The sequence below is a fragment of the Flavobacterium quisquiliarum genome, assembly GCF_019308285.1.
GTDB classification, from domain to species: Bacteria; Bacteroidota; Bacteroidia; order Flavobacteriales; family Flavobacteriaceae; genus Flavobacterium; species Flavobacterium quisquiliarum.
The window spans coordinates 338987-363267 of record NZ_WWEM01000039.1; the positions used below are offsets into that span (position 1 = coordinate 338987).

Genomic DNA, 24281 nt, shown 5'->3' on the forward strand with positions numbered 1-24281 from the left:
CAAAATTTTGGCTGATTTTACGCTGACGGCTGATTGAGAGACCATCCATCCAAAATTAGATTTTGAATAACCCTGTCATTGTCAGTTCCATCCTGCAAATTATAAATATTCTCTTTTGCAACAAAAAACTGAGTGAGTTTATGTGATCCATAAAATCCTCCTGTAACAATCGCAAAAAATCCAGCTATGAAAAGGAACACACCTAAAACCGAAATATAATAAAACAAAAGTCCCATTAAAACTGGAACTATCATCCAAGTTATTAATCTAGACTTAACCACAGATTTATCATGAATTTCTCTGCACGATGCGCACCTTGGAATCCCAATTAAAAGTGTTGAATATTTTACAGATCTGTATACAATAAGATTAGTACGATCATCAGTAACATAAAGCGCTACGAAATGTGTGTCTTTCATGTTTTTTATTTGCGATTCTTCGCAATAGGCACATGTAGTTTCTTTTGGCTCAAATCTCTTTTCATATTCATTGAAAATGTAGTTATTGATCATATATTTACTTTTAAACTTAATAATGTTGTTTGTATTACTCTCCAAAAATACCTTTTCCTATTTTAATAATTAAAAAAAAATGCCAAAAACTGTATCTTTGAATCTCTGCAAAAACTTAGTTCCGATAGGTGCTAAGATTACTGCACAAAATCTTAGAATTTAAAAAAATGCTCGACGAAACTCCAAAACGATTTGACCGAATTATCGCCATTCTAATCCAATTGCAATCTAAAAAGATTGTAAAAGCACAGGAATTGGCCGATCGTTTTGATTGTAGTTTAAGAACTATTTACAGGGATATCAGAACTCTTGAAGCATCCGGAGTTCCCATTTACAGCGAAGCCGGAGTTGGTTATGCTTTAATGGACGGTTATAGATTGCCACCTGTCATGTTTACTCGCGAAGAAGTGAGCAGTTTTATTGCAGCAGAAAAACTAATGCAAAAATTTACCGATCCTTCTTTGGGAACACATTATGCATCGGCCATGTTTAAATTAAAATCCGTTTTAAGAAGTACCGACAAAGATTACCTTTCAAATATCGAATCCAGAATCGTAATGCAGACTGCTGAACCGATGTTTAATGATAATTCGCCAAACACACTATCTGTTCTTTTTGAAGGTATTGCTGAGAAAAAACAGATTCTTTTGACGTATAAAACTTTTGAGAAAGACGAAACCACACAACGTAATCTGGAACCTATTGGAGTTTTTCACGATAATAATAACTGGTATTTTTTAGGATACTGTCATCTTCGAAAAGATTACCGTCAGTTTAGAACCGACCGAATTCAGGGAATCAAAAAAACCGACGTTAATTTTACAATTGAACACGATGATTTAGAAACTTATTTGACTAAAACAGAAACCTGTCCAACAACAAAAGTCCGCCTTTTAATTGACCGTAAAATAGCAAGATATTTAGCGAGCGAGAGAAAATATCATGGTTTTATTTCACAAAAAGAAGTTGATGATAAAATCGAAATGACCTTTATGTCCAGAGATATCAATAATGCATTTCCGAGATGGTTTTTGATGTTTGGAGATTATGCTGAAATTCTGGAACCTGAAGTATTAAAAACAAACGTTCTAAAATTACTGGACATCAATAGGAAAAGGTTATCATAAAAAAACTCCTGAAAACATTATCTTCAGGAGTTTTTTCGTTTATTTCTGTTTTATGACATTGTAAAAATTATAATCTGTATTGGAAGCATCAGTAATTCCGATATTTCTTCCTATAGTTACAATCTGTCCGCGGTGATATGTGCCGTGATTAATTACCTGAATCAGATAATCTGCAATTGGCAGTTCACATTCAAACCATGGATTTGTTATTTTAATTTCTGTGCTTAAATCTTCTTCAGACAATGAGTTGATGAAGTATTTCAATTTTGCAGATGAATTGAGCAATCCTTCAAAAATCTCTTCTTTAGATAATTCGTTTTCTGCCTTCTTTTGAGAAACATCTTTTTGAGAAATTACAGAAAACCAATATTCTTCTGTAGACCAAATATGGTCGAGTGTTTTCATTATGGTTGAAAAGCTCGAAGGCACTTCTGCATACAACAATTCATCTGACTTCGGCGAAAGCCAGTTTACAAATTGCTGGTTTACCCATAAATTATAATCGGCATAATTGGACATTATCTTCTTTAAACTCATTGTCTTAATTTTAGATTTGTATTATTAAGTTAAGAAAAAAATATCAATTATCTTTCCCAGAAAAACGGCGGTTCGATATTTAAGGCTCTTAAATACACATAAGCTTGTCCTCTGTGATGCACTTCGTTATCAATAAAATATAAGATATTCTGAATAATTGGAAATTCATACTGTCCAAAAAGATTAAAAGTTTCGCTGAAATCTTCAATAGACAATTGTTCCCAGTATGTATTGATTTCTTCTGTAGCTTCATCCCATTTTTCCAGATATTGTGCTTTAAAAATCAATTTTTCTCCTCCTTCTGAAAATGCTTCAGTTTGTTTCGTTACAATTCCTCTAAGTCCTGGAACTGCAATAGCCAAAAGTTCATCAACCAATTTTGCAAAAGGACGCATACCTCCTATTGAAAATTCGAAGAAATCTTTCTCTGGAAAAATCTCAATTAATCGACGTGTAAGAGCACGATGTCCTTGCCAGTGTTTCAATAAATCTTCTTGTGTAATTACTTGTGCAGCTAATGTTTTCATGGTTTTAAAGTTTAAATATTTTTAATACTTCAAAAGTAGAATGGGCCGGTGACAACAGTTTGTCAGTAGGAAAAATAATTTTTAGAATATTTTAGAATTCATTCTTTAATCGTAACAAAAACTAACGCTTCTCTTTCCTATTTAAACAACTTAGGCTCTTTATTTACAAGCGGTTCACTAATAATTTAACACAATTAAAATTCTCTTTCATTTTTGTTTAAATAAGGTTAAAGAATCATAAAATACTGATAATCATAATTTTAAATATAAATAATTTCGTAACTTTAAATAACCCTACTAATAAAATATGAATTATGAGAGCGGCTCTACTTCTACTTTTATTATTTTGTTCGGCTATATCTTCATCACAAGGAATCATAGTCGATACTACAAGCTTGGGTATTCCTGAACTGGTACGAACAGAATTAATGCAGAATGGCTGTTCAAACGAAAGTAATTTTAAATTCTCCTCGCGTCAGGGAATCGGTAAATTCACAAGTACTAATCCAAACTTTCCTATTTCCAGCGGTATCATTATACGAAACGGAATGGCCAAATATACCGAAGGATCCTATACCGGCAATAACGAAAGCAGTAAACTGAATAATGCTACCGATAGCGATTTACAGCAAATCAGTGATAGCAACGGACAAGTTGTACCTGTTACAGATGTCAGCTTTCTTCAATTTGATTTTACGCCTTTATCAAGCAATTTTAGTTTTGATTTTCTGTTTGCTTCGAATGAATACGGTGAATTTCAATGCGGATTTAGCGATGTATTTGCTTTTATATTAACTGATTTAACAAGCGGAATTTCTACAAATCTTGCTGTAGTACCAGGAACGACAACTCCAGTTTCGGTCAAAAATATTAGAGACCAGCAGTATAATTCTTCCTGTTTATCTGCCAATGCTACTTTATTTGACCGTTATAATGTTGCGAATCCTACTGAGTCTGCTATCAATATGAGAGGTGAAACCAAAGTTTTAACTGCTTCTTCAACTGTAATTCCAAACAGAACTTATCGCATAAAATTGGCTATTGGCGATTATAACGACAGCAATTACGATTCGGCAGTTTTTATAAAAGGAGGCAGTTTTATGACCACTATGGATTTAGGTCCCGACAGAATCATTTGTCAAGGCGAGAAAATCACACTTAAATCAGATCTAGTCGGGAATTTCAGTTATGTCTGGACACTAAACGGAGCAGTAATTCCAAATGAAACCAGCAATTCTTTGACAGTCGATAAAGCCGGAACTTATGGAGTTACAGCAACACTTTCCGGCTGTGTGGTTAAGGATGAAGTTGTAATTAACGATTTGATTATTAAAACTCCTAAAAACTTAACTGCTTGTTATACTACAACCGGCACTTATCAATATGATTTGACTCAGAACAATTTAACTGAATTAGGCATCGATCCTGCTAAATATTCTATTTATTATTTTGATTCTTTAGCTGCGGCTAATGCCAACCAACCTATTATTCCCGAAAGTCAGTTAAAATCTTATGTCAGTTCAGGGAATCAAACCATATATATAAAAGTGGTGCCTGTTTATGATAAAACCTTCTTTTGTGATAATTTAATTTCATTTAATTTATTGGTAACAGATCCTATCAATGTGATAAAACCACCAGACTTAAATGCTTGTGATACTGTTTCAAAAAATGTAGCCGTCGATTTAACTGTTCAGGAACCAATCATCTTAAACGGATTAAATTCTTCCCAATACAGAATCAGATATTATCAGAGCGAAACTGATGCAAATCTAGCCCGAAACAATATTGCAGATCCTAAAGTTTTCACTACATCATTATCACAATCACCGAAAACGATCTGGGTGCGTATTGAAAATATTTCAAATTCCGTTTGTTATACAACATTAAATTTCAATGTAATTGTTCATCCGTTGCCAATTGTAGATAAAATTCCGAATGTAATTGCCTGCGACAGCTACACCTTGCCACCAATTACAAATGGTGAATATAACACTTCAACAAATGGAACGGGAACGAAACTAAATCCTGGAGATGTTATTACCAAAAGCGGGACTTACTACATTTACAAAGGTCCTACTACAAACAGTTGTACCAACGAAAGCAGTTTTAATGTGACCTTGATTTACGAAATTGGTTTTAAAAAAGAAGCCTGTGGACAATATGTTGTACCACGAGTACCTGCGGGCGGTTTTTTCACGCAGTCTGGAGGACGCGGCGATGTTATTCCTGAAGGAACAGTATTTACAGCAAGTCAGACTATTTATTATTATGCTGTAATTAATGGCTCTGTATGTCGAGATATTCCAGTTCCTTTTACAGTTTATCCGCTGCCCGAAATAGACAAACCTGCGAATGTTGTTACCTGTGATTCATATACATTACCTGCTTTGACAAACGGAAATTATTTTACAGCATCAGGCGGTTTAGGCAAAGCTTTGAAAGCGGGAGATAAAATAACTTCCAGTCAGACGATATTTATTTTTGCAAATGACGGAAGATGTACCAATGAGCATTCTTTTAAAATTGATATCGTAAATTCTCCCATTTTTGTTCCAATCTCAAGATGCGGCAGTTTTACTTTACCTGCAATTGCTATTGGCGGTTATTATGAAAGTCCGGGAGGACAAGGCAAAAGTATTCTAGCCGGAACCGTGATTACCAGCTCACAAACTGTGTATTATTATGCGGCAACAACTACTTCACCCAATTGTACCGAAAATCTTAAATATGTAATTACCATAAAACCGCTTCCTCCTGTAGATACTCCCGTTAATAGATTGGAATGTGCACGTTATGTTTTACCGCCATTGGTAAACGGTAACTATTTTACAAAAACCAATGGTGGAGGAACACGATTAAAAGCAGGTGACATTATAACGGCAACACAAACTATTTATGTTTATTCAGTTGGTCCCGAATGTACAAACGAACATAGTTTTACTGTTCAAATAAAACCTCTTCCTCCTGTTGACAGTTTCACAGACGTAGTAACCTGCAACGATTTTAAACTTCCCAAACTGAGAAACGGAAAATATTACACTGCTACGGGAGGTCCGCATGGTTTGGGAACACAGTTAACAGAAGGAACTGCCATAAACACTACACAGACTATTTATATTTACAACGAATGGGCTGATTTTCCTTCCTGCAGTAATGAAACCTTTTTTAAAGTGAATTATCTAGGAATAGATGTCGGCAGTTTCAGCAACATAAATGTTTGCGACAGTTATACTTTGCCTCCGCTGACGTTGGGAAATTATTATGCTCAACCAGGCGGAAAAGGCTCAATTATTCAAGCAGGAACTATATTAAAAACCTCCCAGACCGTTTATGTTTATGCTGTTTCAGGCACACGCCTAACCTGTGTTAGCGAAAAGAGTTTTTCGGTTACGATTTCTCAAACTCCCATATTGGCGAATACTCCTGATGTTGCCATTTGCGAAAGCTACACTTTACCTCCTTTAGCAATTGGAAATTATTACAGCGGTCCCAATGCAACCGGAACTTTATTAACATCAGGCCAAAAAATAAATACCAGCCAGAGATTGTATATCTATGCGTCATCGCCTACAAATCCTAACTGTTTTGCTCAAGATGATTTTTACATTACTATCTATCCTTTAAAAAATTTCTCTGTACAAAACGGAATCATTTGTGTCGATTATCAAACTGGAGCATTATTAAATTCTGTGGTATTGAATTCCGGAATTAATTCACCAGATTATACTATTGAATGGTATTTTAATAACAACAAAATGGGTACCGGACCAACATATACCGCAACTCAAGAAGGTATTTATACCGTTGTCCCCGTCAAAAAAATACCAGATGTTGGTAACGACTGCGGTTATAATCCAGCCACTGTAACCGTCGAAAAATCAAGTCCGGCAATTGCAACCGTAACAGTTTCGGATGAATTTGAGGATGATATAGATATTACCGTAAACCTAACAAATGGTTTTGGAATCTATGAATACCAGCTGGATGATGGCGATTTTCAAACCAGTAATATATTTAAGGATGTAGATTCAGGAGAACACGCTATTACAATAAGAGATATTAAAGCAAATTGTGACAATCTTATTTTATTTGCCAAGGTGCTTAAATATCCTAAGTTTTTCACTCCAAACAATGATGGTTACCATGACACTTGGAACATTCCCGATCTTGCAGATCAGCCAGATGCCGTGATCACAATTTATGATCGCTATGGTAAATTCATAAAAATGATTAAGCCTTCTGGCGCAGGCTGGGACGGCAATTTCAACGGCAGTCCACTTCCTTCTTCCGATTATTGGTTTCAGGTTACTTATACTCAAAATGGCGTGGTTCAAGAATTCAAAGCTCATTTTAGTATGAAGCGATAATGGTTTTTAATACCATTAAAAAACATATTGCGATGCGTTTCTACAGAATAAATGTCTCTAAAAAACTTAGCCTTGATAAGCTATCGGGATTAGCATCTTTAAAAAAAACCTTTGTACCTTTGCAACTTAATAACTTTGGAACTTAACAGAAATGATCGAAGATAAAAATCCACAACGAACCAGCATAGCTCAATTGGGCGAATTCGGTTTAATAGACCATTTAACCAAAAACTTTGATGTTACTCAGGAATCTACTTTAAAAAGTATAGGCGATGATGCGGCTGTTCTTGATTTTAAAGACAAAAAAGTAGTTGTTTCTACTGATTTATTGATAGAAGGAGTTCATTTCGATTTGGCTTATATGCCGTTAAAACATTTAGGATACAAAGCTGTTGTCGTAAACGTTTCTGATATCTGCGCTATGAATGCGAAGCCAACACAAATTACAGTTTCTGTAGCGGTTTCAAATCGTTTTCCGCTTGAAGCGCTAGAAGAATTGTTTGATGGAATCACGCACGCTGCAAAAGAATATAAAGTAGATGTAATTGGCGGCGATACAACCTCATCTCAAAAAGGTTTAATTATTAGTATTACTGCTATTGGAGAAGCTGATGAAAATGAATTGGTTTACCGAAACGGTGCTCAAAAAACCGATCTTTTGGTTGTAACTGGAGATATTGGCGCTGCTTACATGGGATTACAAGTTTTGGAACGCGAAAAACAAGTTTTTCAGGTTAACCCAAACAATCAGCCGGATTTAGATCCTTATACTTATTTAGTAGAACGTCAATTGAAACCAGAAGCAAGAAAAGATGTTCGCACTTTGCTTCATGCTTTGGACATTAAACCAACTGCAATGATTGATATTTCGGACGGATTATCTTCTGAAATTATTCACATCTGCAAACAATCAAAAGTGGGTTGTAATTTATACGAAGATAAACTGCCTTTAGATCCGCAGTTTATTTCTGCTTGCGAAGAGTTTAATATCGACAGCACAACTGTCGCTATTAACGGCGGAGAAGATTATGAACTTCTATTTACAATTGACATCAATGATTTTGACAAAATAAAAGGAAATCCGAATTTCTCTGTTATTGGTCACATGACAGAAGAAAATGAAGGAATACATCTTGTAACACGTGCCAACACCAAAATTGCTTTAAAAGCACGAGGATGGGATGCTCTTACCGAATAAATTTTTGAAAATTCCAATAAAAAAAATCCAAATTCCAATGCTTATAGCTACTGGAATTTGGAATTTCTTTTTTGGATTTCTTTTTTTATTGGAATTTGGGATTTTCTAATTGGGATTTCTTTTTAAAAAAGCCCCTTACTTTTAGCTTCCCTCACTAAATCATCATCAGAACCGCTTCTTATTTTCAACAATTCTTTTAGATGTTTTTTTCTCTTTTCGATTGCATTCAAAGAAATAGGAATATTTAAAAGCATCTCGGTAACAGATGATCCTTTCGCCAGATTAATTAATATCTGCTTATCGTACTGATCAATTTCAATAGCATTGTGAGTAGTCTGGTTCAGCATCTTTAATACGGACTGACTGTAGTATTTTTCATTTTTCATTACTTTATCAAAAGCAGAAAGTAATTCATCAAAAGTAAGATCGTTCTTGATGATTAATCCATTAGGCTGAATATTTCTAATTATTGTTTTAATTTTTAGAAGTTCCGTATACATGGTCAACAAAATGATTTTACAAGAAGGCATTTTTACAAGAAGCAGTTTTGCCAAATCTTCACCTGAAAAAATCTCTTTTTCCTCATAAGGAGGCATACTGATATCCAAAAAAGCAATATCAAAAGAAGGTGTGTTATTGCTTTCAATTATATCATAGGCTGACTTACAATCGTGCGCCTGTGAAATTAAAAACTCATATTGTTTTGGATTATAACGAGTTATCGCATTTTTATATCCTTCAATAATAAATGGATGGTCATCTACTATCAAAATATTCTTTTTAACTAGTTGCGGAACTGGAGCTGTTAAATCAAATGTCATTATTTTGCAGGTTATTATTTGGGTCTATAGGGATTTTTACAATTAGAACTGTTCCTTCTCCTTTGGCAGATTTTATAGTAACTGTACCCTTACATTCTGTTGCTCTGTATTCAATATTATGCAGACCGATTCCGTTTTTGGTTTTATTAGTATTAAATCCTATTCCATCATCTTCTATACATAAAACCAAATTTTCGTTTTCATTTTTAAATTCTACTTTAATAATATCAGCCTTAGCATACTTATTACAATTTTGTAGCCCTTCTTGAATAATTCGATACAGATTAATTTTAACAATATTACTAATTAACTCCCATTTTATTTCAGGGTCAAAAGAAGTAATCAATTTGGAACTATACGTATTTATCTGATTTTCAAATAGTTTATTTAAAATCAAAACAAAATTATTAATTAATTCGGATTTTTCTCTACTTAAATCATGAGAAATTTCACGAATATCCTGTTCAATATTTTTAAGTTCCGCCAAATATTTTTTTCGCTTAGATGCTGCTTCAACCTCATCCACTTTATCTAAACTATCCAAACTAATTCGAATACCAAACATACGCCCTAGAACTCCGTCGTGTAATTCCTGCGCTACTTTTTTCTTTTCTTTAATCCTTGTCAGCTCAATTTCATTTTGCTGTGAAATCATCATATTATAGATATCTTCATTTGCAATCTGTTGTTGCTGTTTAAAAAGTAACTCACGATTTTTTGCCTGTTGGGTTTTATACACATAAAAAAACAACCCTAGCAATGTACAAATACTAAAGACATAAACCAAGGTTTTATTTTTCTCCTGAAGACTGGAATTTTGATCTTTTATTTCATTGGTTTCATATTCGATTCGGGAGAATTTTTCTCCCATATTTCGTTCTGCTTTAAGCATTTTATCATTTAACTTGATATATTCTCTAGAATATTTTGATGCATTTCTCGGATCAATAATTGCTATCTGTTTAAGTACATCTAACGTATTAGCTATTTGATTCGATCTCCTTGACAAAACCAAAGCCTGATTACAATATTCAATAGCGGTAAGAGTATCTCTTTTGTAGGCAAAATATTCAGACAAATGTAATTTACTTAAAACTACACCAGATTTAAGTCCTAGAGTATCTCTTATTTTTAGTGCGTTATCAAACTGAACAAATAAATCTTTCGTTTCTCTCAATCTAAACTTGGAATAGGCTAAGTTATCTAAAACAATAGCATACAACTCCTTATTTTGCTTATATAAATTATCTTCATTTAATGCTTTTTGAAAATACATTTTTGCTGCTCTGTAATTTTCTTTCTTTAAATTAACATAACCAATATTATTTAGTGATGTTGCTTGCAATTGAAATTCAGCAGGCATGGATTTATCCTTAACTATTTTTAAGGCATTATAATGAAAATCAAGTGCTTTTTGGTATTCTTCTCGTTCATTATATAAGAGTCCTAATAAGTTGTAACAATCATAAAGCAGATCATTGACATTTTTCTCTTCCTTTAAAATTCGTAATGCTTTAAAAACACTAATTTCACTTTCGAAATAATCCCCTCCATTAAACTGAAGATTTGCTTTATTTAAAAATGTCTTAGCTAAATTATATTTGTCTTTTATTTTCAAATAAACTTTTTCTGCCTTGAAATAGTTCATAAAAGCACTATCAGATATAGATTGTGAAACATAATAATCTCCTAAATAACTGTAAGCTTTTGCCATATTAACAGAATCTTTAGAATTTAAGGATCGCTCTAAAATTAGCTCTGTTGTTATTAAATATTCTTTCAAGTCGCCCATATTATAATATCTATTTGCAACTTTAAAAAGATTCACTTTATTAATAGAATCGTCCTTTTGATCTAAAATTATATCAAATGCTTTCTTATTATAAGTCTTTTTATCTTCTGTTGTCAGATTCACATCTTTAGCCTTAGATAGGTAAATTGTAAGACTATCTTCTTGTGAGTCTAGGTTTTTAGGATCTCTGTTTTTATTGACACAACTCAACAAAACAAGGCAAAAAAGGAATAATATTACACAATTATTTTTCAATATCGTTTAAGAGTTTTACCAAAAATAGTAAAAGTATAGAAACAAAAAAAAGGCTGCCCAAAATGGACAGCCCTTTTTATATTTATCTGTTTTTTCTTAGTCTACTTTTACGGTCATTCTTTTAGATTGACTATCTGCAGCAAAGCTGTTTAAATGCTTAGAATTTACTTCTGATTTTCTTAACGCAGCAAAATCAGCCTTTTGTCTTCCGCCATTTGTTGCACCTGTACCTGTAGGAGGATTAATTTCTATTATTTTATTTGAAGCTTCTGGATTTGCAAAAGAAGCTGCTACCATTACTAAAGAGAATAATCCGATTGTCAAAGCTGTTTTTTTCATGACCTGAGGGTTTAATTTTTTATTAATTTTAGTTTATTTTTTTGGAGAATGACTTGCTGTTTGTTGCGAATCATGGTGTAAAACTAATACCGAGGTCGAGAAAAATTTATATGAAAAATTGAGTTTATGGTAGATCATACCCAATTGATAGTCAATGGATAGCAAATTCGTGTAAACGTCTGGTTTTTAGATTTCTAAGTAATTTCCTGCAGCAAAATCAGAAATTATTTGATCCACATTTGCTTTGTAGGTTTTAGAAAAAGGAATCTTCTTTGAGGAATTTTTTATGTAACAGATTGAGTTTCCGCTATGAATTCGTGCAATGTAATTACGATTGATTACATAACTGTTGTGAATTCGGATAAAAGGATACGTCAAAACACTCTCAAAATGCTTTAACGTTTTAAATGCGGTAATCATTTCACCGGTATTCAAATAAATATCGGTCGAATTATTATCGGCTTGAAAATAACAAATGTCGGCTGCATTTAAATATCGATAATCACCATACGATTTGATACAGATTGTTAAAGGTTTTTCGACGTTTTGAGGAATTGTAACGTTATTTACATTATCTATTACGATAGAAGTCGGTTCTTCTATAAATTGCGACGTTTTACTATCTAAATTAGTTTTTTTAAGTCTTAAAACCGATTTTAGAAGATCAACATGCGCAACAGGTTTTAAAAGATAATCAAAAACACCATATTGAATAGAATCAAATGCTTTGTCTCTTTTATTGGTAGTAATAATAATTTTGGGAATTTCCTGAAAGAAACGATGCAATTCGCTGATGAAAGCGAGAGACAATTCACTTGCCCTATTTTTGGGATCGATTTCTAAAAAAACTAGAGCTGGTTTATGCTCTAAAACCAAATTTAAACCTTCTTGAAAATTTGATGACGAAGCCATAAAAGATAATTCTGAAAAACCTGCAGCGGTTGTTTTGGTCTTCAAAATACTTTCAGCATCATCATCAATAATAATATACGAATACTTTTTCAATTTTTGGTTTTGTTGCTTTTCTCACTCCACAATCACAATCAAAAATAATTTTAATTTGATTTCTTCGAAAAAAATTTGGTTTTGATATTTTTCCGCATTTAAAATTACGGATTTTAGATTTTTAAACATTTCATTGTTAACACATTACACTGAAATGTTGATACAAAATGATGAAATGCAAAAAACATCGATAAAATACCTGTTTTTTAAAATCAAAAATCCCAAACTCCTTTACGGAATTTGGGATCTATAGTATTGTATGTAAAGATTACATTTTCATTAACCAGTTTTTCATCGAAACTTCGTTTTCGATAATACCTCTTAATTCAGCAATTTTTACACGGTCTTGTTTCATTGTATCTCTATGACGAATTGTTACCGTTTCGTCTTCAAGCGTTTGATGATCTACTGTAATACAGAAAGGCGTTCCTAAAGCATCTTGTCTTCTGTAACGACGTCCTACAGCATCTTTCTCATCATACGCCACATTGAAATCCCATTTCAAATCTTCAATGATTTTTCTTGAAACTTCTGGCAAACCATCTTTTTTAACTAATGGTAAAACCGCTGCTTTAGTTGGTGCTAAAACCGCTGGTAATTTTAAAACTGTTCTTGTAGAACCATCTTCAAGAGTTTCTTCTTTTAATGAAGTTGCAAAAACTGCCAAGAACATACGATCTAAACCTACAGAAGTTTCTACTACGTAAGGAACATAGTTTTCGTTTAATTCTGGATCAAAATATTGTAATTTTCTTCCTGAATATTCTTCGTGTGCTTTTAAATCGAAATCGGTACGAGAGTGAATTCCTTCCAATTCTTTAAATCCGAATGGGAAATTAAATTCAATATCAGCAGCTGCATTTGCGTAGTGTGCTAATTTTTCGTGATCGTGAAAACGGTAATTCTCTTTTCCTAATCCTAAAGATAAATGCCATTTCAAACGAGTTTCTTTCCAGTACTCGTATGATTTCATTTCTTCTCCTGGGCGAACAAAAAATTGCATTTCCATTTGTTCAAACTCACGCATACGGAAAATAAATTGTCTTGCCACAATCTCATTCCTGAAAGCTTTACCTGTTTGAGCAATTCCAAAAGGAACTTTCATACGACCTGATTTCTGAACATTTAAAAAGTTCACAAAAATACCTTGAGCTGTTTCTGGACGCAAATACAAATCCATTGCATTCTCTGCAGATGCACCTAGTTTTGTTCCGAACATTAAGTTAAATTGTTTTACTTCTGTCCAGTTTTTAGAACCAGTTTCAGGATCAGCAATTTCAAGCTCTTCGATCAATGCTTTTACATCTGCTAAATCACCTGCTCCCAAAGAACGACCTAAACGCTCTCTGATTTCTTTTTCTTTAGCTAAATATTCAATTACACGAGCATTTGTAGTTACAAACTCTTGTTCATTAAATGCATCTCCAAAACGAGCTTTTGCTTTGTCAATTTCTTTTTGTGCTTTTTGGTGAATTTTTTCAGCATGGTCTTCAACCAAAACGTCAGCTCTATATCTTTTTTTAGAATCTTTATTATCAATTAATGGATCATTGAATGCATCAACGTGACCAGAAGCTTTCCAAGTTGTTGGATGCATCAATATTGCAGCATCAAGGCCGACAATATTTTCATTCATTTGAACCATTGATTTCCACCAATATTCACGGATATTCTTTTTTAATTCGACACCGTTTTGTGCGTAATCATATACAGCACTTAAACCGTCGTAAACTTCGCTTGACGGAAAAATAAATCCGTACTCTTTTGCGTGCGAAACCACATTCTTAAATATATCTTCTTGTTTTGCCATAGTGATGCAAAAATATAAAAAGTACCTTTAAAAAAAAGAAAAATTATAAAGATTGAAGGATTGATTTTGTTATTTTCGTAAATAAAATCTTTCTTTTTGTGATTAATTACATAATAAACTTGTTTTTTCCAAAAGTCTGCGACGGATGCCGTGCACTTTTACTGCAGAATGAAACTGTTTTCTGTACACATTGCCGCCATGAAATGCCTCTAACTCAATATCATTTGAATCCTAAAAACGAAGCAGTCAAAAAGTTTTATGGCAAAGTTGATATTCAATTTGCGTCGGCATTTTTATATTTCAATAAAAAAGGAATGGTTCAGGAACTCATCCACAATTTAAAATATAAAGGTCATCAGGAAATTGGCACCGTTTTAGGAAATTGGTATGTCGAAGATTTAAAAGAAGTTTGTTTTGAAATTCCTTTTGACGCAGTAATTCCCGTTCCGCTTCATAAAAGGAAATTTAAAGAACGAGGTTATAATCAGGTAACTAATTTTGGAAAAGCAATTGCATCAGGTTTTGAGATTCCTTTTGATGAAAACATTCTGTTCCGAAAGGTGTACTCCAAAACACAATCCAAGAAAAATCTTCTAGGCCGTTCTGAAAATATTGAAAACATATTTGATGTAATTTCAACAGAAGAAAATCAAAATAAACATTTCCTAATTGTTGATGATGTACTTACAACCGGAGCAACACTCGAAGCCTGTTCCAGAGCACTTCTAAAAATTCCTGGAACAAAAATTAGTATTGTTTGTATGGCGATGGCACACTCTTGATGGGAAATTCCAATAAAAAAGAAATCCCAAAAAGAAAATTCCAAATTCCAATACTTATAACTATTGGAATTTGGAATTGTACATGTTGTCTTTTCTAGTACTGGGATTTAAGAATCTTAATACACTATAATTTTCTTTATAGTTCTTCTGTCTCCGTCGCTAACCGTGACAAAATAAAGTCCAGCAGGAACATTTGGCAATTGGATATCTTGAATAAAATATCCTGAACCTTGAAAAGTATTGTTGTATACATATTTTCCTAAAATATCGTGAACATATACTTTCACTTCTTTTATTGAATCTCTGCTAAACTGAATTGTAAAATGTCCTCTATTCGGGTTTGGATATAAAGCAAAATCAATATTTTCAAAATCAGAATCTCCCAGCGTATAAACTTTATTACAAATATTAACCGATGCTGAATTTATAGTTCCAAGAGCTCCGCTTTCTGTATCTCGAACTCCAAAAGTCCAAGTTCCCTGCGAATTCTCGTTATTAAATGCAGTTAAAGCGCTTGCTGGAATTACAATTTGACTTGTCGTTGTACCACAATTTAAATTAGTACCGCTGTCATCAAACTGAAGTGCTAAAGTTGAATTGGTAGCACCGCAGCTTTTATTGAATAAAGTTACAACTTTGCCGCTTGGGCTTACAATCTGCATTTCAAGATCTGAAAATCTTGCATGCGTAACATTTACTGAAACATTAACATCAGAAATTGTTCCTACTGAAGCTGGTACACTCACTGTTTTATTAATAAAAGTCTGGCTGTTGCCTGTTGAATAATTTCCATCAAAATTATAAGTCAAACAAGTTGTTGAAACAGAATATCCAATTGCGAATGTTGAAGTATTGACTGCGTAATAGATATTGCCAACTGGCTCAATTAAAAGTCTGCAATTAGTAGATTCCGTAATTTCGGATGGAACCAATATCGTTTCAGAACCATCGTTTGGTGTATTAGAAGCTAAAGTAATTGGAAATGTCGCACCGCCATCTGTGGATAATTTTATATTAACATTGGATGAACCTTGAAGCGTGTTTGTATTATTTACACTCCAAGTTATGGTTTGTACTGATCCTTTTGCCCAAGCTACGTTTCCTGCATTTTGAGAAGTAATTGCAAAAGGTCCAGCTGATGCACTAACCGTAACCACCATAGCATCTGTGCTGGTTTGAGCCGTTCCTGGCTGAGTGGCATTATCTCTTCCTGTCAAAGTAAAATTCATTGTTTTTGCTATAGAAGAAACCGATTCCCAAGTTGTCGTCAAAGCATTATTCAAAACCGAACTAAAAGCGGGCATATAACGAACAGGCGAAGTTGTAGGAGGCAAAGATCTAAACATAGGTCCATTTGGTTTTGTTGGGTATGTTTTACTATTTTCTCCAGAGGTATTCGTTGCATTATCATATTGCTCCCATGTATATGTTATAGTACTTCCTTCTGGATCAGAGCCTGTTCCTTTTAAAACAAATGGTGTACTAATTGGAATTGTATAATCCGGTCCTGCGTCTATTATTGGCGGATTATTAGTTATTGGTGTAGAAACAGGACAAGATTTTGTTGCCAAATTATTCTGAATCTGATTAATGCTCGCATACGAAAAATAATCATCGGAGTTATTTTGAACATCAAAATTTGTGATACCTGCATATCCCATAATTGTGGAACCGCTACCAGGTTCATAACTTGTTCCCAATCCTTCAAGAGCATAAGAGAAAGTATGAGAGGCTCCTAATTGATGTCCCATTTCGTGAGCGACAAAGTCAATATCAAAAGTATCTCCTTCAGGTCTTCTATCTTTTGGAGAAGTAAATGCGCTCCCTTTTCCATATGGCTCACTAGACGTTGGATCTACGCATACACATCCAATACAATGCGCATTCCCTCCTCCGCCCGAAGCACCAAACAAATGTCCAATATCATAATTTGCATTGCCTATAACATTGGTCAAAGTAGTTTGAACCTCTTGTCCCCAAGTTCCTCCATCTTTTGCTCCATCGGCTGCAATAGAATAAGGGTCTGTAGAGGCATTTGTATAAACTACAGCATCATTATTGGCGATTAAAACTAGCTGTACTGAAAGATCTCTATCAAAAATTCCGTTTACTCTCGTTAAAGTAGCATTCATTCCCGTTAAAGCTCCTGCTTTTGTTCCTCCAAAATAGGCTGCATATTCTCCTGTGCACGACAAAGCTAAACGAAGCGTTTTCAACTGCTTGGCATTTGAAGCTGTTCTTGCGGTAGTACTTGAAGTTTTGTTTTCAGAAATTGTATTGGCAGTTTTACATTCCAGACGCATTTCAGAATCTGCATTAACTGTCGATTTAAACAAAACATATTCTGATTTACTATCCGGATTTTGTTCAATATATTCTGTTGGTTTATCTCCACGAAAAACCATTGTCTGCATTCCAATAGGTGCAACACTAAAATAAATTACAGCGCTTTTGTCATCAATCCCTCTTCCTTTGTAAGCTCTAATTTCGGGATATTTAGCCTGTAACTCTGGATCAAAATTAGAAGATTCCCAAACTAAGAAACGCTCTAAAGTTCCATCTGTATTGGGAATTGTAATTTCTATCTCAGCATTAGTAACAAACTTACTAGTTGTTGGAGATAATTTAGCATGAAGCAAATCTGCATTTAATTTAAAGTACAATTTGCCAGGATCTGAATTATTTAATTTTTGTGAAAGCGATGATGATGAAGTTATTTTCTGCCACAAAATATCATTCTGAGCATTTACTGTCACACCACACAAAATAAGAAATATATAAAGTAATTGTTTTTTCATACCCTAAAATTATTACATCAAAATTACTTCAATTAATTTAGATTGTGCAATATATAAGACAATTAATGTTTTTTAATCGACGAGTAGGCTTATTTTCACAAAAAGAAATTAAACTTAGCTAATAATTCAATTTCTCAGTATTAAATTTAAAACAGAATAGTATAAATTTGCAGCATCTTAAATAATTTGTTTTGAAGCTCTTTCATTCTATAAACGATTTTCAGTCGACCAAGAAAACAATCTTAACTCTTGGTACCTTTGACGGCGTGCATATTGGTCACAAAAAAATTCTAGAAAGAATTACACAGAATACTGAAAACGGGAAATACGAAAGTCTGGTCCTTACCTTTTTTCCGCATCCAAGAATGGTTCTTCAAGAGAAATCAGAAATTAGACTACTCAATACCATCAGCGAAAAAACAGAACTGCTTGAAGCTACTGGCATTGAAAATCTAATTGTTCATCCTTTTAACGAAAGCTTCTCTAGATTAACTGCCGAAGAGTTTGTTCATACCATTTTGGTCGATAAATTCCAGATTCAGAAAATAATCATTGGACACGACCATCGTTTTGGACGCAACCGAACTGCGAATATTGATGACTTAATTGCTTTTGGTGCTGCATACGGATTTGAAGTAGAGCAAATTTCTGCCGAAGAAATCCAAGACGTTTCAGTAAGTTCAACCAAAATCAGAAAAGCTTTAAACGAAGGCAATATGGCTTTGGCAAATGAATATTTAGGATACGATTATTTCCTGAACGGAACGGTTGTAAAAGGAAAACAATTAGGCCGAACAATCGGCTTTCCAACAGCAAACATTCATATCGAGGAAGATTATAAGTTGATCCCAAAAATTGGTGTTTATGTGGTAAAAGCTGTTGTGAATAACGAAATTGTTTATGGCATGATGAACATTGGCTATAATCCGACAGTTAATGGCGAAAAGCAGACAATCGAAGTTCATCTTTTTGATTTTAACGAAGACATTTATGATCAAAACATCAGGGTTTCTTTACTTCGTTATATTCGTGAAGAGCAGAAATTTGGCTCTATTGATGCTTTGAAAGCACAGCTTCAACAAGATCAAAACGAAGCTTTGGCCTTTATAAATCTTCTTTAAAAAATTTAGATTGCATAGTTTTTACGGTTTTTAAATCATCGTAGTTATTTTTTTAGTAAATTTGATAGAACACTGTTTTTCAAATATTTACTATTAACTTCTTTAAAAGTAACCACTATGAAACTACCTAAAGAAATTACCAACGGTTTTTTGATTTTTCTCGGAATAGGCATTTACTTTTTATTAATGAATGTTTTGGGTTTAGCAGATTTGTTTTACTTAAGAACACTTAATGTATTCTTTATATTTTACGGTGTTAACAGGACAATGCAGATGAACCTTCATGAGGGAGAAACCAATTTTGTATCGAATGCTGTTTCTGCAATGGCTACTTCTGTGGTCGGAGTATCGCTAAGCGTATTTGGATTATTAATTTACAGCTACGCTCGAGGCGGAGACGCATATGTAAGAACTTTATCTGAAACGTTTATGTTCGGAGGAGATCCATCTGTACCAACTTATTGCATTTGTTTATTGTTTGAAGGAATCGCTTCATCGGTAATTGTGACTTTAATGATGATGTTGTATTGGAATAATAAATATGCCGCTGATTAAGTAATCAGAAAAAAAATGACTTTTTAAACACTCAATAATCATAGAATTAAGAAATTTTATGATTATTGAGTGTTTCTTTTTTGAAAAAAACATACAAATATCCATTTCTGAAAGCTCACGGTGTGTGGTATCATAATTTACTTACTTTTAATACTCCAACAAAAAACAAATTATTCATGAGTATTAAAAAACACAACTGGACAAAAGATGAAATTATTGCCATTTACAACAAACCTTTAATGGATTTGCTTTATGAAGCGGCAACAATTCACAGAGAACAGCACGACCCCAATGTTGTTCAGGTATCTACTTTACTTTCTATAAAAACAGGTGGCTGTCCAGAAGACTGCGGTTATTGTCCGCAAGCAGCAAGATACAATACAGGAGTTGAAGGAAACGATTTAATGACTGTCAGCCAAGTCAAAGCACAGGCATTACGAGCAAAATCAAACGGATCATCGCGTGTTTGCATGGGAGCTGCCTGGAGAAACGTGAAAGATGGTGAAGAGTTTGATCAGGTTTTAGAAATGGTCCGTACCATCAATAAACTGGATATGGAAGTTTGCTGTACTTTAGGAATGTTAACCGAAAATCAGGCAAAACGTCTTGCAGAAGCTGGTCTTTATGCTTATAATCATAACCTAGATACTTCTGAAGAATATTATAAAGATGTCATTTCAACACGTGGTTTTGAGGATCGTCTACAGACTATCGAAAATGTTCGTAAAACCAATGTTACGGTTTGCAGCGGTGGCATTATTGGAATGGGAGAAAGTATTGAAGACCGAGCTGGAATGCTTGTGGCACTTTCCACTTTAAATCCGCAGCCAGAATCTGTCCCAATAAATGCTTTAGTCGCTGTTGAAGGAACTCCGATGGAAGAAGAACAACCAATAGAAATTTGGGAAATGATTCGAATGGTCGCTACCACAAGAATTGTAATGCCTGAAACGCAAGTTCGATTATCAGCAGGAAGAACCAATATGTCACGCGAAGGTCAAGCTATGTGTTTTTTCGCTGGAGCAAATTCAATATTTGCAGGAGACAAATTACTCACTACACCAAATCCAGATGTAAATGAAGACATGAAGATGTTTGAGACTTTAGGAATGGCTGCCCAAAGACCTTTTATAAAAATAATGCAACCTAAAACTGTTGAAGCTGTCGATTCTGAATTTAATAATTTGGGCGAAAAACCAAAATGGTCTAGACCCAAACATACTATTGAAAGAAACATTGAGGCATCGATTAAATCAAAAATTTAGTCGAAAGAGTTCATAAATCTCAATAAATATTTTTAAATTGCTTGTAGCTCAGAGTTATAAGCAATTTTTTTATTAGAAAAATGAAATTAAAACAAATAGAAAGGGTTAAAAAAATTTCTAAAGAAGATTTTATTTCCCAATATGTAAAAAAACAAATTCCTGTTGTTATTGAAGAGCTGACAGAAGACTGGCCAGCTTATAAAAAATGGAAATTATCCTATATTAATGCTATTGCAGGCGATATTACTGTTCCTCTGTATGATGATCGTCCTGTAAACCATGAAGAGGGATTCAACCAAGCTCATTTAAAAATGAAAATGAGCGATTATATCAATCTTTTAGAGTCTAGGCCTACCAATTACCGTATTTTTCTTTATAATTTAATGAAAGATGTGCCAACGCTAAAAAATGATTTTTTATGGCCAGACATTGGTTTAAAATTGGTCAAACAATTGCCAATGTTGTTTTTTGGAGGAGAAAATGCTAGAGTCTTTATGCATTATGATATTGATTACTCCAATATTCTGCATTTTCATTTTCATGGAGAAAAACAATGTATGATTTTTGCTCCAGACCAATCCAAATACATGTATAAAGTTCCTCATGCTTTGATTTCGAGAGAGGATATAGATTTTGATAATCCTGATTACGAAAAATTTCCTGCCTTGAAAAATGCCGAAGGTTTTATCACCAATCTAAAACATGGCGAAATGCTGTACATGCCAGAAGGATATTGGCATTACATGAAATATTTAACTCCAGGATTTTCAATGAGCCTACGTGCATTCCCGCGAAATATTGCCAATTTATCCAAAGCCGCTTATAACGTTTTTATTATGCGTCATTTTGATATTATGATGAGAAAATTAAAAGGCCAAAAATGGATTGACTATAAAAACGAAAAAGCAATTACAAACACGCACGAAAATTTAAGACGTTCAGCATAATGATAAAAAAGTCGGTTGAGAAAATTCAAAACTCAACCGACTTTTTGTTTACTGATAGATTATTTTTTTAGTCACAGTCTGGCCATTTTCCAATGTTATCTTAACCAGTAAAACTTGCGGTCCAGACTTTAGATTTGTAATGAGCCACTCTTTATTATCAATTCCTTTTTTATTGTATAGCAATTTACCTCCAACATCATAAACTGAAGTTTCCTCTAAATTTTCACTTTCTGAAAAAGATTGCAGTTTGATGTTTTTGTCTTTTACTGAAACAGAAATAATATTATCAAGACTTGTAAATTCTTCATTTCCTAAAGTCACATTTGGATCTATATATCGGAGTACAAAACGGTTATTAAAAACTCCAATTGCCGTTGTAAAAGTATAATTCCCCGTTGTAAGATTATGCACTTTCTTGGTTACATTATCCTGAAGATAAATTGTCTGAGTATTTAAGCTTCCATCAGCATGATCAATAGCTATTGTGAATTCACCTTCTAAAGCAGATCTATATCCTAACGGAATTGTATCTGAAACAGTAAAAGGAAGAGCTCTTCCTTGAATTACAAGTTTTCTATTTTCATTTATACTATAAAAATCAAGATATGGATGAGCATCTAGAGTCACTGCATCAAAACTGCTGTCCCAAGAATTAGTTGCTCCTGTTGCATATCCAATTAATAGTTGTTTAAAGGCTCCTCCTGTATTTGTCAAATTCAGCCATACCCTATGTCTTTCTATTGCAGTTGCTGAAGCCGATTTAAAAAATTGACTATTATTTCCAGGCACACGCATCGAATTTGTAAAAATCACACTTTGATTTGTTTTTGACCTAACCAAAAATCCTTGACCAGCCGCAATATAACCGTCTGGCTTACTTTGACTGCCAGCAGTAGGTGAAGGAGTTCCCTCCATATTACCAATAACAATAGTGCCCAATAAATTATAAATGGCATAATCGTCATTATTATAAAAAAAGCGATGATCGCCTGGAACATTCTGTGCAGGAAGTGTAGTATGTGTCCAGAAATATATTGTCCCATAAATATTATCTCTATTATCATAGATAAACTGATCAGCATAAATTGCAGAAGGATATGGATTTCCTACAAGATTGTATTTTCCAGCCACAGCTGGCGGTCCTAAAATATCTCCATTATTGGGTACCCCTGTAACTTGGCTATTGAAAATACTAGCGGAATTTAAATCATTATATTGTGGTGCTCGAATACAATATCCTCTTCCCGGCGTCATTTCTTCAGTTCCATTATAGATTATAATCCAACCATTAACAGGATCAAACTTAAAGAACTTATCGAACAATGTAGATGGACTCAAATCATACAGCGTAAATATAGGTGTACGCTTGATAGGAGATGACCAATGTGTAAAATCATAACGTCTTACAGGTTTAGAATCTCTTTTATAAATAATGTTTCCTGTATTTACCGCGTTAGTAGTCTGCAGTAAACTTGAATTATTTTCGAAAGTTAATGTTCCTCCATTATTTGTAACTGCATTAGTAATTGTCAAGGTATGATTAGAATTTACTGTAACATTTACACCTGAATCTACCATACAAGAGCATCCACTAAGATTACCTGTTGTTGAATAATTCCCTGAAAATCGGATAGCATCTGTTAATACTGGTTCACTTCCTTTTGACCAAGCTGTCCCGTTCCATGTATTAGTAACTGGAGCTAAGATTTCTATATTTGCTGTCGGCAATGAAGGACAGCCGGAAGGTTCCTGAATTGTGAAATTATAATTTCCTGGGCTCAAATTTGAAATCGTATAAGTTGTTCCAGATGATGTATACGTTTGAGAAACCGTTCCATATTGAGTAATTATCCAACTTGGGGTTGAAAGTAAACCCGTTAAAACAATACTTCCCGTTGAAGTTACACAAGATGGCTGTGTAACTGTTCCAATTACAGGTGTAGAAGGCAATGGATTAACCGTTATAACTGCCGAACTACCCGTAAAACCCGAACTTCTGGTACAGTTCGCATCAGTAACGGAAACCAGTGTGTATGTGGTCGATGCGGTAACGGGAGTGGTAAAAGGCGTGAAAGCTGTTCCGCTCGCAACTCCTGTCGCTGTTCTGTTCACACCGCCGTTTTCTGTATAGACAACAGTATAAGGTCCTGTTCCTGCCGTGGCCGTAAAGGTAAGTTGTCCCGCACCCGATCCGCATAAGGGAGTTACCGCCGTCAGGCTTCCCTGTGGAAGAGGATTAACCGTGATAACCGCTGAACCGCCCGTAAAGCCGGAACTTCTGGTACAGTTCGCATCGGTAACAGAAACCAGTGCGTATGTGGTCGATGCGGTAACGGGAGTAGTAAAAGGCGTAAAAGCCGTTCCGCTCACAACTCCTGTCGCTGTTCTGTTCACTCCGCCGTTTTCTGTATAGACAACCGTATAAGGGCCAGTACCTGCCGTAGCCGTAAAGGTAAGTTGTCCCGCACCCGATCCGCATAAGGGACTTACCGATGTCAGGCTTCCCTGTGGAAGAGGATT

General features: G+C 34.2%; 18 protein-coding genes. 8 read left to right on the plus strand and 10 right to left on the minus strand.

Features of this window, described 5'->3' with window-relative positions; translation table 11 throughout:
* Positions 1–17: 17 nt before the first annotated feature.
* Positions 18–512, minus strand: coding sequence for a hypothetical protein (locus tag GSY47_RS23315; RefSeq protein ID WP_179004086.1), 495 nt, complete (start codon positions 510–512; stop codon positions 18–20).
* A gap of 167 nt (positions 513–679) precedes the next feature.
* Here GSY47_RS23315 and GSY47_RS23320 point away from each other — a divergent pair, with 167 nt between their 5' ends.
* Positions 680–1639: a helix-turn-helix transcriptional regulator gene (locus GSY47_RS23320; protein ID WP_179004085.1), complete on the plus strand. Its 960-nt coding sequence runs from the start codon at positions 680–682 to the stop codon at positions 1637–1639.
* A 39-nt stretch (positions 1640–1678) separates the two neighbouring features.
* On the opposite strand, the gene GSY47_RS23325 is transcribed toward GSY47_RS23320, so the two are convergent.
* Positions 1679–2176: a DinB family protein gene (locus GSY47_RS23325; protein ID WP_179004084.1), complete on the minus strand. Its 498-nt coding sequence runs from the start codon at positions 2174–2176 to the stop codon at positions 1679–1681.
* Between the two features lie 47 nt (positions 2177–2223).
* On the minus strand, positions 2224–2703 hold the full coding sequence (locus tag GSY47_RS23330) for a DinB family protein (RefSeq protein WP_109190986.1): 480 nt from the start codon (positions 2701–2703) through the stop codon (positions 2224–2226).
* Between the two features lie 314 nt (positions 2704–3017).
* On the opposite strand from GSY47_RS23330, the gene GSY47_RS23335 reads away from it, so the two are divergent.
* Together GSY47_RS23335 and thiL are read left to right on the plus strand one after the other, a co-directional pair.
* Positions 3018–7073 (plus strand): T9SS type B sorting domain-containing protein, encoded by a 4056-nt coding sequence (locus GSY47_RS23335; protein WP_179004083.1) that lies wholly within the window; start codon positions 3018–3020, stop codon positions 7071–7073.
* Between the two features lie 151 nt (positions 7074–7224).
* Positions 7225–8271 carry a thiamine-phosphate kinase gene (gene thiL / locus GSY47_RS23340; RefSeq protein ID WP_179004082.1) on the plus strand — a complete coding sequence of 349 codons (1047 nt, stop codon included), beginning with the start codon at positions 7225–7227 and terminating at the stop codon, positions 8269–8271.
* A gap of 122 nt (positions 8272–8393) precedes the next feature.
* Here the strand turns inward: thiL and GSY47_RS23345 are convergent, their stop codons facing one another.
* The 5 genes from GSY47_RS23345 to GSY47_RS23365 all read right to left on the minus strand — a co-directional run bounded on the left by GSY47_RS23345 (position 8394) and on the right by GSY47_RS23365 (position 14293).
* Positions 8394–9092, minus strand: a complete 699-nt coding sequence (locus tag GSY47_RS23345; RefSeq protein WP_179004081.1) for a response regulator — start codon at positions 9090–9092, stop codon at positions 8394–8396.
* Complete coding sequence (locus tag GSY47_RS23350) at positions 9082–11139, minus strand: tetratricopeptide repeat-containing sensor histidine kinase (RefSeq protein ID WP_218651418.1); 2058 nt, start codon at positions 11137–11139, stop codon at positions 9082–9084. The genes GSY47_RS23345 and GSY47_RS23350 overlap by 11 nt, the downstream gene beginning before the upstream one ends.
* Before the next feature lie 96 nt (positions 11140–11235).
* Positions 11236–11478, minus strand: coding sequence for a hypothetical protein (locus GSY47_RS23355; protein ID WP_179004080.1), 243 nt, complete (start codon positions 11476–11478; stop codon positions 11236–11238).
* A 186-nt stretch (positions 11479–11664) separates the two neighbouring features.
* Positions 11665–12483, minus strand: a complete 819-nt coding sequence (locus GSY47_RS23360) for a LytR/AlgR family response regulator transcription factor (protein ID WP_179004079.1) — start codon at positions 12481–12483, stop codon at positions 11665–11667.
* Positions 12484–12751: 268 nt separating this feature from the next.
* Positions 12752–14293, minus strand: a complete 1542-nt coding sequence (locus GSY47_RS23365; protein ID WP_111377589.1) for a glycine--tRNA ligase — start codon at positions 14291–14293, stop codon at positions 12752–12754.
* 98 nt (positions 14294–14391) lie between these two features.
* Between GSY47_RS23365 and GSY47_RS23370 the strand changes: the two genes are divergently transcribed.
* Positions 14392–15075 (plus strand): ComF family protein, encoded by a 684-nt coding sequence (locus GSY47_RS23370; RefSeq protein ID WP_317197945.1) that lies wholly within the window; start codon positions 14392–14394, stop codon positions 15073–15075.
* Positions 15076–15191: 116 nt separating this feature from the next.
* Here the strand turns inward: GSY47_RS23370 and GSY47_RS23375 are convergent, their stop codons facing one another.
* Positions 15192–17873, minus strand: a complete 2682-nt coding sequence (locus GSY47_RS23375; RefSeq protein ID WP_179004078.1) for a zinc-dependent metalloprotease — start codon at positions 17871–17873, stop codon at positions 15192–15194.
* A 191-nt stretch (positions 17874–18064) separates the two neighbouring features.
* Between GSY47_RS23375 and GSY47_RS23380 the strand changes: the two genes are divergently transcribed.
* From GSY47_RS23380 to GSY47_RS23395, 4 genes are all read left to right on the plus strand, one after another.
* On the plus strand, positions 18065–18994 hold the full coding sequence (locus GSY47_RS23380; protein ID WP_179004077.1) for a bifunctional riboflavin kinase/FAD synthetase: 930 nt from the start codon (positions 18065–18067) through the stop codon (positions 18992–18994).
* A 117-nt stretch (positions 18995–19111) separates the two neighbouring features.
* Positions 19112–19549 (plus strand): hypothetical protein, encoded by a 438-nt coding sequence (locus GSY47_RS23385; protein ID WP_179004076.1) that lies wholly within the window; start codon positions 19112–19114, stop codon positions 19547–19549.
* A gap of 176 nt (positions 19550–19725) precedes the next feature.
* On the plus strand, positions 19726–20814 hold the full coding sequence (bioB, locus tag GSY47_RS23390; protein WP_219071550.1) for a biotin synthase BioB: 1089 nt from the start codon (positions 19726–19728) through the stop codon (positions 20812–20814).
* Between the two features lie 80 nt (positions 20815–20894).
* The gene (locus GSY47_RS23395) at positions 20895–21761 is read left to right on the plus strand and encodes a cupin-like domain-containing protein (protein ID WP_179004074.1); all 867 of its coding nucleotides are present in this window, start codon (positions 20895–20897) and stop codon (positions 21759–21761) included.
* 48 nt (positions 21762–21809) lie between these two features.
* On the opposite strand, the gene GSY47_RS23400 is transcribed toward GSY47_RS23395, so the two are convergent.
* Positions 21810–24281 (minus strand): T9SS sorting signal type C domain-containing protein (locus tag GSY47_RS23400; protein ID WP_219071551.1); only part of this gene is annotated, 2472 nt, incomplete at its 5' end.

Excerpts from the sequence above, each read along its gene's own strand:
- GSY47_RS23345 (WP_179004081.1), bottom strand. The coding sequence starts at position 9,092 with ATGACATTTGATTTAACAGCTCCAGTTCCGCAACTAGTTAAAAAGAAT.
- GSY47_RS23355 (WP_179004080.1), bottom strand. The coding sequence starts at position 11,478 with ATGAAAAAAACAGCTTTGACAATCGGATTATTCTCTTTAGTAATGGTA.
- GSY47_RS23330 (WP_109190986.1), bottom strand. The coding sequence starts at position 2,703 with ATGAAAACATTAGCTGCACAAGTAATTACACAAGAAGATTTATTGAAA.
- GSY47_RS23320 (WP_179004085.1), top strand. The coding sequence starts at position 680 with ATGCTCGACGAAACTCCAAAACGATTTGACCGAATTATCGCCATTCTA.
- GSY47_RS23335 (WP_179004083.1), top strand. The coding sequence starts at position 3,018 with ATGAGAGCGGCTCTACTTCTACTTTTATTATTTTGTTCGGCTATATCT.
- GSY47_RS23395 (WP_179004074.1), top strand. The coding sequence starts at position 20,895 with ATGAAATTAAAACAAATAGAAAGGGTTAAAAAAATTTCTAAAGAAGAT.
- GSY47_RS23375 (WP_179004078.1), bottom strand. The coding sequence starts at position 17,873 with ATGAAAAAACAATTACTTTATATATTTCTTATTTTGTGTGGTGTGACA.
- GSY47_RS23315 (WP_179004086.1), bottom strand. The coding sequence starts at position 512 with ATGATCAATAACTACATTTTCAATGAATATGAAAAGAGATTTGAGCCA.
- GSY47_RS23325 (WP_179004084.1), bottom strand. The coding sequence starts at position 2,176 with ATGAGTTTAAAGAAGATAATGTCCAATTATGCCGATTATAATTTATGG.
- GSY47_RS23365 (WP_111377589.1), bottom strand. The coding sequence starts at position 14,293 with ATGGCAAAACAAGAAGATATATTTAAGAATGTGGTTTCGCACGCAAAA.
- GSY47_RS23385 (WP_179004076.1), top strand. The coding sequence starts at position 19,112 with ATGAAACTACCTAAAGAAATTACCAACGGTTTTTTGATTTTTCTCGGA.
- bioB (WP_219071550.1), top strand. The coding sequence starts at position 19,726 with ATGAGTATTAAAAAACACAACTGGACAAAAGATGAAATTATTGCCATT.
- thiL (WP_179004082.1), top strand. The coding sequence starts at position 7,225 with ATGATCGAAGATAAAAATCCACAACGAACCAGCATAGCTCAATTGGGC.